Origin of the sequence: Micromonospora sp. NPDC047793 (assembly GCF_040642635.1) — a bacterium.
In the GTDB taxonomy this organism is placed as follows: domain Bacteria; phylum Actinomycetota; class Actinomycetes; order Mycobacteriales; family Micromonosporaceae; genus Micromonospora.
In genome coordinates this window covers 116,717-133,398 of the sequence record NZ_JBEYSG010000001.1, presented here as the reverse complement: position 1 = coordinate 133,398, position 16,682 = coordinate 116,717, and the positions used below count along the sequence as shown (strand labels likewise).

Sequence of the window (16,682 nt, the reverse complement as noted above, 5' to 3'; positions counted from 1 at the left end):
GCTCAGTCGGCGGGGGGCTTCGGCCCGACCGGACCGTGCACCCGGGCCACCCAGGCGTCCGGTTCGCTCAGCTCGGAGAGGCGGGGCAGGGTCAGCGGCGACTCGAAGATCCGGTTGAAGCCGGCCATCCCGACCCGGTCCACCACCGCGTGGACGAACTTGCGGCCCTCCGCGTACTGCCGCAGTTTGACGTCGAGGCCGATCAGGCGGCGGACCGCCTTCTCCACCGGGTTGCCGGCCTCCCGGCGCCGGTCGAACCCGGCCCGGATCCGCTCGACACTCGGGATGACCTGCGGCCCGACGCCGTCCATCACGAACTCGGCGTGCCCTTCCAGCAGCGTCATCAGCGCGGTCAGCCGGTCCAGCACGGCGCGCTGCCCCGGGGTCTGCACGATGTCCAGCACGCTGGACCGGCTCTCCGGGTTACGGACCACGTCGGCGAGCGTGCCCACGCCCCGGCGCAGCCGCTCGGCGAGGTGCTCACCCCCCTGCGAGGCGTCCACGAAGGCCTGCACCTCACCCAGGAAGTACCCGCGCATCCACGGCACCGCGGTGAACTGCGTCCGGTGGGTCACCTCGTGCAGGCACACCCAGAGCCGGAAGTCACGCGGCTCGGCGCCCAGCTTCCGCTCCACCTCGACGATGTTCGGCGCGACGAGCAGGAGCTGACCCGGATCGGCGGAGAAGACCTCGTACTGGCCGAGCACCCGACCGGACAGGTACGCCAGCACGGTTCCCGCCTGGACCCCGGTGACCCGCGACCCGATCGCCTCGGTGAACGCGCCGGGCTGCTTGTCCTCGGCGAGCCGGCCGACGAGCGGAGTGATCACCTCGCGCAGGCCGGCGATGTTGGTCGCCGCCCAGTCGCGCCGGTCGACCACCCGCACCGGCGGATGGGCCACCTGCGACGTCAACCCGGTGTAGTCGGCCACGTGCCCGGCCGCCTCGTCGGTCAACCGGCGCAGCTCGGCGACCACCTCGGTGGCCTCGGCGTACGACACCCGGGGGCCCGACTTGCCCAGCGCCCCCGCAGTAGCGGCGGCCAGATCCCAGTCCACGAACTGCGCCATGCCACCCACCGTACCCGCGCCGCGACACCCGTCCCCGGATCGCGCCGGGCGCACCGGCCGTCCTGGTCAGCGGCAACCGCAGGTGGCGAGCGCCGAGGCGATCCGGTCCAGCGCCACCCGGGCGGGTTCCATGCCGTCCGGCGACACCTGGTCGGTGAGCACCGCGAAGGTGAGCAACCGTCCCTCGACGGTGGTCACCACACCGGCGATCGCGTGCACCCGGGTCAGCGTGCCCGTCTTGGCGCGGACCACCCCCATACCGGCGTCCGTGCCCGGTGCCGAACCGTAGCGGTCGCGCAGCGTGCCGGACCAGCCGCCGACCGGCAGCCCACCGAAGATGCCGCCGAGTTCGGGCCGGTCCGGACCGGCCGCGAGCGCCAGCAGCTCGGTCAGCAGCGCGGGGCTGATCAGGTTCTTCCGGGACAGGCCGCTGCCGTCGGCGAGCGTCAACCCGTCCACCGGCAGGCCGAGTTCGGGCACCATCTCGGCCATCGCCGTGGCGGCACCGGCGAACGACGCGGGCTGGCCGCGGGCCAGCGCGACCTGACGGGCCAGCGCCTCGGCCACGATGTTGTCGCTCTCGCTGATCATGACGTCGACCAGGCGGATCAGCGGTGGCGAGTGCACCACGCCCAGCTCCGCGCCGGGCTCGGTGCCGCCGGTCGCGTCGACCGGGGCCACCGGGGCGGTGCCCTTGCTCACCGCACCGGCCGGTACGCCGAGCAGCCTGGCGAAGGCCCGTCCGGCGGTGAGGTCGGGTTCGGGTACCCGCTCGGCCCAGCTCCGCCCCGCCTTGGGGTCCTTGCGGGCGCCGTCGAGCATCAGCGCGGTGATCGCGCCGCCGTAGCCGCCGGTGGGGATGTCGTCGTCCCAGCCCGGCCCGAAGACCGGCCCGGGATACAGCGAGGAGTCGACCACGACGCGGGTCGGCGGGGTGCCGCCCAGGGCGGTACGCACCTGCTCGGCGAGATTCTCCAGGCTCGCGGCACCGGTGTAGAAACCCTTGGCACCGGCGGTCAGGGTGGGATCCCCGCCACCGACGACGACCACCTCACCGGGCTGGGCGCCGGCCACCACCCGGGTCGGGATCCGGTAGCCGGGGCCCCGGGCGGTCAGCACGGTGACCGCGGTCAGCAACTTCGTCACCGAGGCCGGCACGGTGGCCTCGGCACCGCCCCGGTCGAAGAGCAACTGCCCGGTCAGGGCGTCGGCCACGGCGAGGTGGACCCGGTCACCGAGCGCGGGGTCACCGATCAGCGGGTCGAGCACCGCACCCATCCCGTCGGCGCTGGGCACGGGCGCGCCGACGTCGGCGGCGGCCAGCACCGCGACCGGCGCGGGCTCCGGTGAGCCGGCGACCGTCGAGGTGTCGGGGTCCTCGCCCAGCCACTGACCGACCGGTCCGGGGCGTACCACGGCCACGCCCACCCCGACCAGCACGAGCGCCAGCACGGCGGCGAGCACCAGCGGCAGTCGGCGGCGGACGGCGGACGGTGGCGCGGGAGGCGGCCCCTGGTCGGCGGGCGCGGCGGTGCTCCCGGGTGGGCCCGGCGGCACCGCGCCGGGGTCCGCCTGCGGACCGGCCGGCGCGTCGGCGGCACCGGACGCCGCTGCGGCCGGGACCGCCCCGGAACCGCCCGGGACGCTCACCCGCCCGGACGCGGTGCCGGACGGCACGGACGCGCTGCCGGACGGCACAGGTGACACCGAGGCAGTGCCCGGCGGTACGGACGCGGTGCCGGTGGCCGGCGGGGTCGGGCCGGGAGCCGGGCTCGTCGGAGCGGGGTCGGCGGATGTCGGTGACGGTGTCCGGAGCAGGTGCGCGTCGGGTACCACCACACGCCCGGTCGCCGGTGTGACCGACGGTGTCGCGGGACCGCCCTCGGCGGCACCCTCCGGACGGTAGTGTGAATCTTCCCTCCCCACGACCCCCTCCTCCCCCACCGGAAACCGGCCTGGGTGACACTACTTCGGTCCGAAGACTATGCGGCGGCCGGACTCGGTGGGCGGGCAATCGCCCGTCCGGGCTGGTCGCCGGTTCCGTCAGGCCAGCGTGGGCGAACGAGGGAGCGTGCGAATGGATTTCGACGTCACGGTTGAGATCCCCAAGGGTCACCGCAACAAGTACGAGGTGGACCACGTGACCGGCCGGATCCGGCTGGACCGCACGCTCTTCACCTCCACGCAGTACCCGGCCGACTACGGCTTCATCGAGGGCACCCTCGGCGCGGACGGCGACCCCCTGGACGCCCTGGTGCTGGTGCCCGAGCCCACCTTCCCCGGCTGCCTGATCCGGTGCCGCACCATCGGCATGTTCCGGATGACGGACGAGAAGGGCGGCGACGACAAGGTCCTCTGCGTGCCGTACGAGGACCCCCGGCAGGAGCACCTGCGCGACATCCACCACCTCGGCGAGTTCGACCGGCTGGAGATCCAGCACTTCTTCGAGGTCTACAAGGACCTGGAGCCGGGCAAGTCGGTCGAGGGCGCGACCTGGGTGGGGCGTACCGAGGCCGAGGCCGAGATCCTGATCTCCTACCAGCGGGCCAAGGACGCCGAGGAGCGTGGCGAGACCATCCACTGACGCGGCCTCGCGACGGGCCCGCCGGACCGCTCAGCCGAGCAGTCCCCGGGCCCGTTCGTAGAGTCCGAGCACCGCGCAGGCGATCGGCACCACGGAGATCACCAGAGCGGTGTCGGTGAGGTCGGCGAGCCGCCCGACGTACGGCGAGACCGGCCGGTGGGCGTGACCGGTGCCGGCCGCCGCGACCGCGAGGCCGACCAGCACGCCGCCGACCGCCAGGATCAGTGGTCCGGTCGCGGCGTCGACGGCGAGCACCGTGCCGAGGGCCGCGTACCCGGCCAGACCCGCGAGCACCGGCGGCACCCGGTGGCGTACCGCCGCGAAGAGCCGGGCGCGCAGCAGGAACACCGTCGAGGTCACCCCGACCAGCAGCCGACCGGTGACGCCGCCGGTGACGGCGAGGACCAGACCGGCCACGCCGCCCAGCACCGCGTGCCCGATCAGCATCCCGGTGAGCATCTCCTCGGTGCGCGCCACCGCCGCGTACACCCGGCCGCGATCGGGCAGGTCACGGGCCTGGTCCAGGTCGTGGTCGGCACCGGTCGGCAGGGTGGTCGGCGGCAGCGGCACCCGGCCCAGCCGGATCGCCAGCAGCGGGACCGCACCGATCGCGAAGGCCAGCACACAGAGCAGGACGGCCGTCGCGCCGGCCGGGCCGAGCAGCACGCCGCCGAGGGCAGCCGGGACGCCGACCGCACCGACCGCCACCCCGGCCACGAAGACCCGTTGCCGGGTGGCCACGCCGAGCAGCCCGAGCACCGACACCAGCAGCAGCGCCACCGCCCCGGCCAGCGCCTCCTCCGCGCCGACCCAGCGCAGCGGACCGAGCGGCCCGACCGGGTCGCCCGAGCTGACCGCGAGGGCACCGGCCACGGCGGCGTACGGCAGCGCGTACCCGCCGAGGACGGCACCGGACGCGCCGTCGCCCCGGGCCCGCGAGAACACCGTGCCGGCGAGCACCAGCAGGACCGCGAGCAGGGTCGCCACCGGCCACACGGCCCGGTCGACGGGGCCGGTGGCGAGCAGGGCGACCAGGCCGACGCCGAGCGGCACTCCGGCACCGGCCAGCGCGGCGACCCGGGTGGCCTCGGGTGACCAGGCGGCACCCCGCCGTCGTGCGCCGTCGGCGATGGCCTCCACCACGTCGTCGTACTCGGGTTCGGGCCACTCGGCACGGCCCGGCACCAGGTGCAGCAACTCACCGTCACGGACGCCCTGGGCGAGCAACGCCTGCCCGGTGGCGAGCATGCTGCCGTCGGCCCGCCGCAGCAGCCAGCCGCCGTGCCGTTCACCGTCGTCGGCGAGCCCGACACCGGCGTGCCGGAGCACCTCGGGCAGCAGCTCGACGAGCGGGACCTGCTCGGGCAGGGCCACGTCGACCCGGCGCACCGGCGAGCTGACGGTGACCCGGGCCAGCCCGATCGTCATCGACTGATCTCCCTATCGAGCGGGGTGCGGGCCTGCGCGGACGGAAGGACTTTACCTACCATGAGCCAGGCTCGGGTCACCGTGCGTCGTCGGGAGGTCGAGTGTCCACTGTCGTCGTCCGGCGGGCGGCCCGACGTCCGGCACCGGAGATCCCCGTCGGCGAGGTGCCGGTGCAGGCCCCGCCGGAGATCCCGGCCGTCACCGGTGGCCGCTGGCAGCAGATGCTGATGGTGCTGCCGATGCTCGGCGGTACGGTCGCGATGGCGATGATGTTCGGTCGGGGCGGCGGCGCGTACGCGTACGTGGTCGGCGCGATGTTCGGCCTCTCCACGCTGGCGATGCTGGTCACCTCGTGGGGCAGCGCCTCGGGCAGTCCCCGCAAGTCCGAGATGATGGCCGCCCGACGCGAGTACCTGCGACACCTGGCGACGTTGCGGCGGCAGGTCCGGCAGACCGCGGCACGACAGCGCAGCGGCCTCTGTTACCGGCACCCGGATCCGCAGGGCCTCTGGTCGACGGTGGAGAGCCACCGGGTCTGGGAACGTCGTCCCACCGATGCCGACTTCACCGTGGTGCGGGTCGCCGTCGGGCCGCAGACGCTGGCGACTCCGCTGGTCCCACCGGTCACCCGGCCGTTGGAGGAGTTGGAGCCGATGACCGCCGGGGCGCTGCGCCGCTTCCTGGACGCGTACTCGGTGGTGCCGGAGCTGCCGGTGGCGGTGTCGCTGCGGAGCTTCGCCCGGGTGTTCGTCCGGGCCGCGCCGGCCGGTCCCGCCGGGTCACCGGCCGCGCAGTCGCTGGTCCGGGCGATGCTCACCCAGCTCGCGGTCTTCCACTCCCCCGACGAACTGCTGATCGCGGTCTGCGCCGGGCCGGAACGGCGGGCGACCTGGGAGTGGGTGAAGTGGTTGCCGCACACCGGTCATCCGTCCCGGGTCGACGCCCTCGGCCCGGTCCGGCTGGTCGCGAGCGCGGCGGTGGACCTGGAGAAGCTGCTCGACGAGGTGCTGGACAGCCGGTCCCGGTTCAGCCCGGCCGGGCCGGTCACCGACGGGCCGCATCTGGTGGTGGTGCTCGACGGCGGCGACCTGACCGGCGCCACCGAGCTGGCCGGGGACGGCGGTATCGACGCGGTCACCCTGATCGACCTGAGTTCCCCGCCGCCCCGCCTGCTGGACCGCTTCGCCCTGCTGTTGGAGGTGTGGGGCGGCCGGCTGCACTCGCACTCGGCGGACGGGCCGGCCGAGGTCGGCACGGCCGATGCGCTCAGGATCGCCGAGGCCGAGGCGGTGGCCCGCCGGTTGGCCCCGTTACGCCCGGCCGCCGTGCGTGGTCCGGACGCCGCGACCGGTGCCGAGCCGGGCCTGCCGGAGCTGCTCGGCATCGGCGACCCGGAGGGCTTCAGCACCGAGCAGGGCTGGGCCCCCCGGTCGCCCCGTGACCGGCTGCGGGTGCCGATCGGCGTCGGGGTGGACGGTATCGCCGTCGAGCTGGACCTGAAGGAGTCGGCGCAGGACGGCATGGGTCCGCACGGGCTGCTGATCGGCGCCACCGGCTCAGGCAAGTCCGAGCTGCTACGGACCCTGGTGGTGGGGCTGGCCGCCACGCACTCCTCCGAGCAGCTCAACTTCGTCCTGGTCGACTTCAAGGGCGGGGCCACCTTCGCCTCGTTCGACCGGCTGCCGCACACCGCCGCCGTCATCACCAACCTGGCCGACGCGTTGCCGCTGGTGGACCGCATGGTCGACGCGATCAACGGCGAGTTGGTACGCCGGCAGGAGCTGCTGCGTCGCGCCGGCAACTTCGCCAGCCTGCGCGACTACGAGCGGGCCCGGGCGGCCGGCACCGCGCTGGCCCCGCTGCCGTCGCTGCTGCTGGTCTGCGACGAGTTCTCCGAGCTGCTGTCGGCCAAGCCCGACTTCGTCGACCTCTTCGTGCAGATCGGCCGGTTGGGGCGGTCCCTCGGGGTGCACCTGCTGCTGGCCAGCCAGCGGTTGGAGGAGGGGCGGCTGCGCGGGTTGGACACCCACCTGTCGTACCGGATCGGTCTGCGTACCTTCTCGTCGCTGGAGTCGCGCACGGTGCTCGGCGTGCCGGACGCGTACGAGCTGCCCCGCTCGCCGGGTCACGGCTACCTGCGCTCCGGCACCGAGCCGCTGGTGCGTTTCAAGACCGCGTACGTCTCGGGGGCGGTCCGTCGACGCCTTGTGGCGGCCGGTGCGGCCGGGTCCGAGCGCCCGCGCCTGCTCACCTTCTCCACCCATTTCACACCCGAACCGGAGCCGCCCGCCCCGCCCGTCCAGGAGGACGAGGAGCCGGGCCGGGAGACCCTGCTGGACCTGCTGATCACGCGCCTCGCCGACCAGGGGCCGCCGGCACATCGGGTGTGGTTGCCGCCGTTGGACGGCGCGCCGGGGCTGGACGAGGTGGTCGGGCCGTTGACCGTGCACCCCTCCCGGGGGCTGACCTCCGGCAATCCGGAGCTGCACGGGGCGTTGCAGGTGCCGGTGGCGCTCGTCGACAAGCCGTACGAGCAGCGGCGCGATCTGCTCTGGCTGGCCCTGGACGGCGCCGCCGGGCACGTGGCCGTGGTCGGCGGTACGCAGAGCGGCAAGTCCACCGCGCTGCGGACGTTGATCTGCGCGCTGGCGCTCACCCACACTCCTGCCGAGGTGCAGGTCTACGGTCTGGACTTCGGTGGCGGCGGATTGGCCGCGCTGCGCGACCTGCCGCACGTCGGTGGGATCACCGGTCGCGCCGACCCGACCGGCGTGCGACGCACCGTGGGTGAGATGGCCACCCTGCTGGCGGACCGGGAGCGCGCCTTCGCCGAACTCGGCGTCGAGTCCATGGCGGTCTGGCGGCGTCGGCGTGTCGAGCAGGCCGCCGCCGGTGCGCCGGACACCGACCGGTTCGGAGACGTCTTCCTCGTCGTCGACGGCTGGACCACGCTGCGCGGCGAGTACGACGACCTGGAGCCGCTGATCACCGACCTCGCCACCCGGGGACTCTCCTACGGCGTGCACGTGGTGGCCACGGCGGTGCGTTGGCTGGACTTCCGACCGGCCATCCGGGACCTCTTCGGTTCGCGACTGGAGTTGCGGCTCGGTGACCCGTCGGATTCGGTGATCGCCCGGCGGGCGGCGGCGGACGTACCGGAGCGGACGCCGGGTCGCGGCATCACCGCCGGGAGCCTGCACTTCCTCACCGCCCTGCCGCAGGTCGCCGACGCGGACACCGCCGCTCTGGTGCGGCGGGCGGCGGAGAGCTGGTCCGGTCCGCCGGCACCCCGGGTACGGCTGCTCCCGGCGGTGCTGCCCTACCCGGAGATCGACCTGACCGGTACCGCCGGGTTGCGGATCCCGGTCGGGATCGCCGAGGCGGACCTGCGGCCGGTGGTGCTCGACTTCGCCATCGAGCCGCACTTCGTGGTCTACGGCGACGCCGAGTGCGGCAAGTCGTCGTTCCTCCGCGCGCTGGCCCAGTCGATCGTCACCCGGTTCACCCCGGAGCAGGCGCGGGTGATCCTGGTCGACTACCGCCGCAGCCTGCTCGGCACGATCGAGACGGAGCACCTGATCGGGTACGGCACCGCCGCCGCGCACACCGCCGACCTGGTGGAGTCCGCGGCCGGTTACCTGCAGGGCCGTACGCCCGGTCCCGAGGTCGGGCCGGCGCAGTTGCGCGACCGGTCGTGGTGGACCGGCCCGGAGCTGTTCGTGCTGGTCGACGACTACGACCTGGTGGCGAGCGGGCCGGCGAACCCACTGCGGGCGCTGGAGGAGCACCTGCCGCACGCCCGCGACGTCGGGTTGCACCTGGTGCTGGTCCGCCGCTGCGGCGGTGCCGGCCGGGCCCAGTACGAGCCGGTCGTGCAGCGGCTGCGCGAACTGTCCACCTCGGGCCTGGTGATGTCGGGCAGCCCCGAGGAGGGCGCGTTGGTGGGTGCGGTCCGGCCCGGCCCGCTGCCGCCCGGACGCGGTCGACTGTCCACCCGGCGGGAGGGTGTCCGCCTGGTGCAGTTGGCATACCTGCCGCCACAGTGACGTTGAGTCCACGGAACGTCCCGTAAAGGGGAGGCGAACCGGTAATCTCCGATCGTCATGTGTCCCTGCGACGAATGGCGGAGGATGTGACCAGGGTGCGGCAGAGCGGCCCGCCGGGGCCGCGAAGGTTCGCGCATCGGGCGCTGCTGGCGGCGGCGGCCACGACGCTGGCGGCCGCGGTCGCGGCCGTTCCGGCCGCTGCCGTGCCGGTCGCCCCGACCTCCTTCGGCGTGCCGGTGGCCTACGCCCCGGACACCGCCGAGCGTGCCGACCAGGTCCGTGACGAGCAGTGGCAGCTCGACAAGCTGGGCGCGCAGATCGCCTGGCGTACCTCGACCGGGCGCGGCGTGATCGTCGCGGTGATCGACTCCGGGGTGGACGGTTCGCATCCGGACCTGGCCGGTCAGGTGCTCCCCGGTCTCGACCTGGTCGCACCGGACGGGGCCGCCGAACCCGATCCGGTCGGGCACGGCACCACGGTCGCCGGACTGATCGCCGGGCGCCGGGACGACCGCCGGGGCGTGGTGGGGCTGGCCCCCGACTCCCGCATCCTGCCGGTCCGCGTGCTCGACGAGGAGAACCGGTACGACGACGCGTTGATCGTCGCCAAGGGCGTCCGGTGGGCGGTCGACAACGGCGCCAAAGTGATCAACCTGTCGCTCGGCGGCAACGGCGACAGCCCCGCCCTGGCCGCCGCCATCGACTACGCCTTCGCCAAGGACGTGGTGGTGGTCGCCTGCACCGGCAATCTCGCCACGTCACCGGAGGCGAAGGTGTGGTATCCGGCCCGGGAGCCGGGCGTCATCGCCGTCTCCGGGCTGGAGCGCAACAGCGACAACCTGTGGAGCGGCGCGATCACCGGTCGCGCCACCGTCCTCACCGCCCCGGCCAGCGGCCTGGTCGGCGCCCGGCCGCCGCAGGGGTACTGGCGGGTGCAGGGCACCAGCTTCGCGGCCCCGCTGGTCGCCGCCACCGCCGCCCTGGTCCGGGCCCGCTACCCGCAGATGTCCGCCGGGGACGTGGTGAACCGGCTGCTGGTCACCGCGAAGGACATCGGGCCCACCGGCCGCGACGACCGGTTCGGGTACGGCCTGGTCGACCCGATCGCGGCGCTGACCACGGACGTACCCCCGGTCGGCGACAACCCGCTGGACGACAACGACTCGCCCGGGGTGACCGGCTTCGGCCCGGCACCCGGCTCGGTGCCGGTCGGCGACCGCGACGCCGAGCAGCTCGGTCTGACCGGATCGCCGCAGGAGACCCGGTGGCGGGCCCGCGCCGCCGGGGCGGCGGAGGACACCGGTCCGGTACGCCTCTGGGCCGGCTCGGCGATCCTCGTCGCCCTGGTCACCGGTGCGGCGCTGATGGTGCGTCGGCTGCGGCGACGCTGAGCGGCACCGCCGGGCAATCCGGCGATCCCGGGTCTTCGATCCTGCTCGGCGGGGTACAACCATCGGCGTGAGTGCCTCTGGCCGGCGCACGACGGCGCCCCCGTCGGTCCGCGACCCGTTCGGTCCTGCGGACGGTCCGTCGGGCCTGCGCCCCGGCCCCACCGCCTCCGGCCTGTCGATGCTCGTGCCGTTCGCGCTGCTCGCCACGCTGGTGATGGGCGACTGGTCGCCGCTGCGGCGGCTGGACGCGGCGATCACCGCCGACCTGCACGCCGTCGCCCACGACCACCCGGCCTGGGTGTCGGTGATGCGCCTCTGGACGGACGTGTTCGCACCGATGCCGCTGCGCGCCGGGGCGTTGTGTCTGGTGGTCTGGCTGGCCTACCGGGGTGCGCGGCGGCTGGCCGTCTGGGTCGCCACGACCATGATCCTCGGCGGTCTGCTCGGGCCGCTGCTCAAGCTCGTGGTGGGCCGTCCGCGACCGGATCTGCCCGAACCGGTGGCACTTGCCCCCGGCCTCTCCTTCCCGTCCGGCCACGCGCTGAACGCGGCGTTGGCCGCCGGGGTGCTGCTCGTGGTGTTCCTGCCCCGGACCAGCGCCCGGTCGGCGGCCCGGGTGGCGGTCTGGTCCGCCGCGCTGGCCATCGCCCTGGTCACCGGGTTCAGTCGGGTCGCGCTCGGGGTGCACTGGTCCAGCGACGTGGTCGCCGGATGGCTGCTCGGCACGGCGGTGGTCACCGCGACCACTGCGGTCTTCGCGCTCCGGGCCCGGCGGTCACCGTCGGCCGGGTGACCGTCAGGTGCACTCGCCGGTGCCCACCTCCCGGGTGCGTTCCGCACCGGCCAGCGCCACCGGCCGGGCCTCGGCGGCGGTCACCGCGAAGCCGGTGTTCGGGTCGTACGCGGCCGCTGCGAAGATCACCCCGAGCACCAGGCCGTTCGAGGAGACCAGCGGCCCGCCGGAGTTACCGCTGCGCACCAGGGCCCGGATCGTGTAGATCTCCCGGGTCACGTCCCCCGACGAGTAGATGTCCGGGCCGGTGATCCGGTCGACGTCGCGGATCCGCGCCGACTGGGCGTTGTACGGCCCGTCCAGCGGGAAGCCGAGCACGATGGCGTCCGCGCCGCTGGTGGTGTTGCCGGCGGCGAACCGCATGGAGGGACCGGGCAGGTTGGGCACGTAGAGCACGGCCAGGTCGCGGTCCGGGTCGTAGACGACGACGACGCCCTCGTACCGCTCGCCGCGCAGTTCCACCGCGACCGAGTCGGTGCCGGCGACCACGTGCGCGTTGGTCATCACCCGGTCGTCGGCGTACACGAAGCCGGAGCCCTCGATGCGGCGGGAGCAGCTCTTCGCCGAGCCGAGCACCTTGACCACCGACTGTTGGCCGTTCGCGACCACCGGCGATCCGGCCAGCGCCGGGTCGGGCGGCTCGACCTGCCGTGCCTGGGAACGGCGCAGGCCGTCGAAGACGTCCGGGAAGCCGTTGGTGTCGACGGTGTCGCGCAGTGCGGTGGAGAGCTGCTGGGCCTGGTCCGGCAGCACCTGGTCGACCACGTTGAGCAGCGCGCTGCTGCGGACCGAATTGGCGAGCCAGGGCACCGAGGAGGAGCCGAGCGGCACCGCCACCAGCCAGGCGACCAGGAGCACCGCGAAGAGCGAGACGAAGGCGCCGCCGATGTCGTCGAGCCGCCGACCCGTGTCGCTGGCGATGGTGCGGCGCAGGTGGGAGCCGAGCCATCCGGCGAGCGCCTGGCCGATCACCGCCAGGCCGAAGATGGCGACGAGCGAGATAAGCACGCGGGTGCCGCTGTCCACGAACTGCTGGGCGAACATCGGCCCGATCTGGAGCCCGATCAGCGCACCGAGGAAGAACCCGGAGAACGAGAGCACCCCGATGACGAACCCCTGCCGGTATCCGCTGATCGCGAACACGAGCATGAGTAACAGCAGAACGAGATCAACGGCCGACACGGGTCAAGCGTACGGGCCGGGGGCTCGTGGGATGACGACCGCTTGCGGAAGGTGACCGCGCGGTCAGCGGATCGCGCTCTCGTCCACCTCGTCGGTGCCGGCTGAGGGGGCGGGCGACGCACCGGACGGGGGCAGGTCGATCACCCGGCCGTGCGGCCACGGTCGGCTCCAGCCGCCCATCTCCAGCAGCGCGGCCAGCACCCCGGCGGTGAAGCCCCAGACCAGCATGCCGCGTACCGAGAAGGCGGGGCCGACCCAGCCGCTGGAGTGGCGTACCCGGACGCGGTTCTCCGGGTCGACCAGCTCGGTGACCGGTAGCCGGGCCACATGCGCCACCTCGGCCGGTTCCCGGGGGTGCACCCAGTGCGGCGTGTGCCACCAGGCGAGCACCGGCGTCACCACGAACTCGCTGACGGGGATCCACAGCCTCGGCAGTTGCGCCAGTACGGTGACGCTCGCCGGGTCGAGGCCGACCTCCTCGTTGGCCTCACGCAACGCGGTGGCGGCGGCGTCGGCGTCGCCCGGGTCGGCGGCACCGCCCGGGAACGCCGGCTGACCGGCATGGTTACGCAGCGTCGCGGCACGTTGGAGCACCAGCACGTCCGGACCGGTCTCGGGGTCCTCACCGAGCAGCACGAGGACGGCGCTCTCCCGGCCGCCCTGCTCCGGCGTGCGTACCTGGGTGAAGTCCTCGATGCGGGCGGTGCCGAGCCGGACCAGCAGCGGGTCCAGCCAGTCCGGCACCGGCCGTGGCGCGTCGGACGTCCCCGGGCCCGAGGTCATCCTGGCGGGCACCTCACTCACGCCGGTACCACGATGTCGAGGTGCTGCCGGACGAGGCCGGCGAGGCCGGCGTCGTCCAGCGCACCGGAGGTGTCGATGTGCCGGACACCGCCGTCGGCGCCGACGAACACCGTCATCGGGAACGCGTTGCGTTCGAGGGCCCGCTGGAACGCCTTGCCCTGGTCGAACAGCATCGGGAACCGCACGCCGAAGTCCTCGCCGATGGACTGCGCGGCGCTGCGACTGTCCTGGGTGTTCACCCCGACGACCCGCAGTCGCCCCTCGGTCTGTTCGCTGAGCCGCTGGAAGGCGGGCAGTTCCTTGCGGCAGGGCGGGCACCAGGAGGCCCAGATGTTGATCACGGCCGGGCCGGGGATGTCGCGCAGCGCGACCGGGGTGCCACCGGTGAAGCAGGTGAGGGTCAGCTCGGGCAGCCGATCACCCTGCGGGGTGCCGGTGTCCACCGCGCCGGGCTCGGCGACGAGGGAGGTGCACTCCTCGAACGGCGACGGCCGGCTGGTGCTCGTGTCCGCCCCGGTGGCGGCGGGCCGGTCGGTCTCGGGCGTACACGCCACGGTGCCGAGCAGCAGCAGCGGCAGGGACATCAGGGCCAGTCGGCGGATCACGGCGCCTCCGCCCGGACCGCCTGCACCGGCACCAGGTCGGGGTCGACTCCGGCGGCGACGGCCAGGTCACGGGCCCGGGGGCCCTTGAGCAGCTTCGCGGCGGCGGCCGCCTCGGTCGGGCCGGTGCCGTACGACGGGCAGAGCTTCACCAGCGTGCACGCGCCGCAGGCGGGCTTGCGGGCATGGCAGACCCGCCGGCCGTGGAAGATGATCCGGTGCGACAGCATGGTCCAGTCGCGCTTGGGATACATCGCCCCGATGGCGTGCTCGATCTTGACCGGGTCGGTCTCGGCGGTCAGTCGCCAGCGCTGGACCAACCGCTGGAAGTGCGTGTCGACGGTGATGCCGGGCACGTCGAAGGCGTTGCCGAGGATGACGTTGGCGGTCTTGCGGCCGATCCCGGGCAGGGTCACCAGGTCGGCCAACCGCCCCGGGACCTGGCCGTCGTACCGCTCGACGAGGGCCTGACCGAGGTGGATCAGCGAGCTGGTCTTGTTGCGGTAGAAGCCGGTCGGCCGGATCAGCTCCTCCATCTCGTCCCGGTTCGCCCCGGCGTAGTCGGGGGCGCTCGGATACCGGGCGAAGAGCTTCGGCGTGACCTCGTTGACCTTCTTGTCGGTGCACTGGGCCGAGAGGATGGTGGCGACGGCCAGCTCCAGCGCGTTGCCGTGGTTCAGCTCACAGTGGGCGTCGGGATGCGTCTCGGTCAGCACGCGGCCGATCCGCCGCGCCCGACGCGTACGACCGAGGTCGGTCTCGGTGGCGCTTCTGGTCACGACGGCCAGCCTACGTCGCCACGCCGACGCTCCGGTCGGCCCACACGTCTCGGACCGGCGATCAGCCCTCGTCCGGCGGACTGATCTTGCCCGCCTTGGTGAACTGGGCGCCGGTCTCCGGGAAGTCGAGCTTGGTGAGTTCACGGAGCAGGCCGAGGCCCCGGTCGTCCGGGTCCGTGGTCGGCTTGCCGATGCCGTTCATGTACGTCGAGACGAACGACCCGCCGGACCAGGTGCCGTCCGGTTCGAGGGTCACCTTGAGCACCCCGCCCCAGCCGAGGCGGCCGTTGTTGCTGAGCATGCCGCCGCCCCCGGCGAAGTTGCCCAGGCTGTACGCGATCAGTCGGCCCTTGTAGAACTCCATGCCCCGCAGCACGTGCGGGCCGTGGCCGACGATCAGGTCGGCGCCGGAGTCGATCATCGCGCGGGAGAACTTGATCGGGTCGCCGCGGTTCTCGCCGAGGAACATCTCGGTGCCCGGGCGGGTACGGGTCATCTCCGAACCCTCGGCCCCCATGTGCACCTGCACCACGACGATGTCGGCCATCGTGGCGGCCTTCTCGACGACCTTCTTCGCGGACGGGATGTCGACCAGGCTGTTCGACCAGCGGTACGACGAGAAGCCGGCCACCGCGACCTTGACACCGTCGGCCTCGACCACCGTGATCTGGTCGGGCGCGCCGGTGTGCGCCAGGTCGTGCTCCTCCAGCGCCTTCTGGGTGTTCTCGTACCCCTTGGGCCCGAAGTCGTAGCCGTGGTTGTTGGCCTGGTTGAGCAGGTCGAACCCGGCGTCGGCGAGGTGCGCGGCGTACTCCGGCGGCGCGCGGAACTGGAAGCACCGGGTGGAGTCGGCCCCGCACTTGCCGGTGCCGGTGTCCACCGTCAACGGCTCTTCCAGGTTGCCCATCGCCACGTCGGCGGAGATCGCCTTCTTGACCGAGTCGAAGAAGCCCTTCCCGCCGTTGGGCGGCAGCCGGTTGGGCGCGTTGCCCATCACGATGTCACCGGTGGCGGAGAGCGAGATGGTCTTGACCTTGGGCGGGGTCGACTCGACCGGCCCGCCGGTCCCACCGCCCGCGCCCGGCTGCCAGACCGGCTCCTGACCGAGATCGGCACAACCGGCGAACAGCAGCATGGCGAGCAGCGCACCGAGCGCGGCCAGGGAACGGCGGCGTGGACGCGCCGCGAGAGCGGCGTGGGGGCGCGGACGCGACGCCGTGGAGGCACGGCGGCGTGGACGCGACGCGAGGGGGGCGCGAGCATACATCGGGGGCGACCATACCGGGCGGGAAACGCCGCGACGACGGCCGATCGGGTGGAGGATTCAGCCCTGGAGCCGATCCGACCATGGGACGACGGTGTCGGTGCCGACCGCCGACACCGCGGCGTGCACCGCGCGGGCCAGCGGCGCTCCCCAGGTCGAGCGCGGGCCGCCGTACGCACTGACCGGGCCGTCCGGTGGGCAGAGCACGGTGACCGCGTCCGTCGGGGTGCCGGTGCCGGGTAGCCCGAGGTCCGCGATCGCCTGCGCCTTCGCCTCGGTCGCCGTGGCCACCGCGTTGACCAGGGCCGCGTCGCCGAGCCGGGCCGGGACGTACACCACGATGTTGACCGTGCCGACCCGCTGGGCCGGGGCCGCCACGTCGGGTGCCGCCGCCGGCACCGGGGTACCCAGGCCGACGGTGGCCCAGACCTGCACGCCGGTGTCGGTCCGCGCGATCACCTCGGTCACGTCGACACCGGTCAGCAACCCCACCCCGGGTCCGTCGAGGCCGAGCCGCCGGGCCATGCCGGCCAGGTGGTCGGCGGGGTCGTCCCGGTCGTACGACATCGGCACGGTCGCGTTCAACACCCACCGCCGTACGCCGAGCCCGCCGCCGAGCGGGCCGGTGCCGACCGTCCGCAACGGCCGCACGGCGCGCCACACGAGTAGCGGAATGTCCCTTCCGTCCTCGTGGCGGGTGGTCACCTGCGGCTCGCTCAACACGCCGTGACCCTACGGC

Annotated in this window: 13 protein-coding genes; 4 read left to right on the top strand and 9 right to left on the bottom strand. The window is 73.7% G+C overall.

The features are described from left to right. Positions 1-2 precede the first annotated feature (2 nt). Both ABZ738_RS00580 and dacB read right to left on the bottom strand, forming a co-directional pair. Complete coding sequence (locus ABZ738_RS00580) at positions 3-1,070, bottom strand: zinc-dependent metalloprotease (protein ID WP_131056231.1); 1,068 nt, start codon at positions 1,068-1,070, stop codon at positions 3-5. Between the two features lie 66 nt (positions 1,071-1,136). Continuing rightward, complete coding sequence (gene dacB / locus ABZ738_RS00575) at positions 1,137-2,543, bottom strand: D-alanyl-D-alanine carboxypeptidase/D-alanyl-D-alanine-endopeptidase (protein WP_254877092.1); 1,407 nt, start codon at positions 2,541-2,543, stop codon at positions 1,137-1,139. 604 nt (positions 2,544-3,147) lie between these two features. Here dacB and ABZ738_RS00570 point away from each other — a divergent pair. Then, positions 3,148-3,654, top strand: coding sequence for an inorganic diphosphatase (locus tag ABZ738_RS00570; RefSeq protein WP_131055375.1), 507 nt, complete (start codon positions 3,148-3,150; stop codon positions 3,652-3,654). 30 nt (positions 3,655-3,684) lie between these two features. On the opposite strand, the gene eccD is transcribed toward ABZ738_RS00570, so the two are convergent. Then, complete coding sequence (eccD, locus tag ABZ738_RS00565) at positions 3,685-5,082, bottom strand: type VII secretion integral membrane protein EccD (protein ID WP_357210132.1); 1,398 nt, start codon at positions 5,080-5,082, stop codon at positions 3,685-3,687. A 101-nt stretch (positions 5,083-5,183) separates the two neighbouring features. Between eccD and eccCa the strand changes: the two genes are divergently transcribed. The 3 genes from eccCa (at position 5,184) to ABZ738_RS00550 (ending at position 11,312) form a co-directional block, all read left to right on the top strand. Further along, positions 5,184-9,128 (top strand): type VII secretion protein EccCa, encoded by a 3,945-nt coding sequence (gene eccCa, locus ABZ738_RS00560; protein ID WP_357210130.1) that lies wholly within the window; start codon positions 5,184-5,186, stop codon positions 9,126-9,128. 74 nt (positions 9,129-9,202) lie between these two features. Then, on the top strand, positions 9,203-10,519 hold the full coding sequence (mycP, locus tag ABZ738_RS00555) for a type VII secretion-associated serine protease mycosin (RefSeq protein WP_357210128.1): 1,317 nt from the start codon (positions 9,203-9,205) through the stop codon (positions 10,517-10,519). Between the two features lie 178 nt (positions 10,520-10,697). After that, positions 10,698-11,312 (top strand): phosphatase PAP2 family protein, encoded by a 615-nt coding sequence (locus tag ABZ738_RS00550; RefSeq protein WP_357210895.1) that lies wholly within the window; start codon positions 10,698-10,700, stop codon positions 11,310-11,312. A 3-nt stretch (positions 11,313-11,315) separates the two neighbouring features. Here the strand turns inward: ABZ738_RS00550 and ABZ738_RS00545 are convergent, their stop codons facing one another. The 6 genes from ABZ738_RS00545 to ABZ738_RS00520 all read right to left on the bottom strand — a co-directional run bounded on the left by ABZ738_RS00545 (position 11,316) and on the right by ABZ738_RS00520 (position 16,666). Beyond that, entirely contained in the window at positions 11,316-12,494 is a 1,179-nt protein-coding gene (locus tag ABZ738_RS00545) for a MarP family serine protease (RefSeq protein WP_131054402.1), read from the bottom strand. A gap of 63 nt (positions 12,495-12,557) precedes the next feature. Continuing rightward, complete coding sequence (locus ABZ738_RS00540; RefSeq protein ID WP_131054403.1) at positions 12,558-13,277, bottom strand: CoA pyrophosphatase; 720 nt, start codon at positions 13,275-13,277, stop codon at positions 12,558-12,560. 17 nt (positions 13,278-13,294) lie between these two features. Beyond that, complete coding sequence (locus ABZ738_RS00535) at positions 13,295-13,903, bottom strand: TlpA disulfide reductase family protein (protein WP_236145843.1); 609 nt, start codon at positions 13,901-13,903, stop codon at positions 13,295-13,297. After that, positions 13,900-14,679, bottom strand: a complete 780-nt coding sequence (nth, locus tag ABZ738_RS00530) for an endonuclease III (protein WP_131054404.1) — start codon at positions 14,677-14,679, stop codon at positions 13,900-13,902. Before nth ends, ABZ738_RS00535 begins: the two co-directional genes overlap by 4 nt. Positions 14,680-14,740: 61 nt before the next feature. Continuing rightward, complete coding sequence (locus ABZ738_RS00525) at positions 14,741-15,814, bottom strand: CapA family protein (RefSeq protein WP_236145845.1); 1,074 nt, start codon at positions 15,812-15,814, stop codon at positions 14,741-14,743. Between the two features lie 189 nt (positions 15,815-16,003). Further along, positions 16,004-16,666, bottom strand: a complete 663-nt coding sequence (locus tag ABZ738_RS00520; protein ID WP_131054406.1) for an adenosylcobinamide amidohydrolase — start codon at positions 16,664-16,666, stop codon at positions 16,004-16,006. Positions 16,667-16,682: the final 16 nt, after the last annotated feature.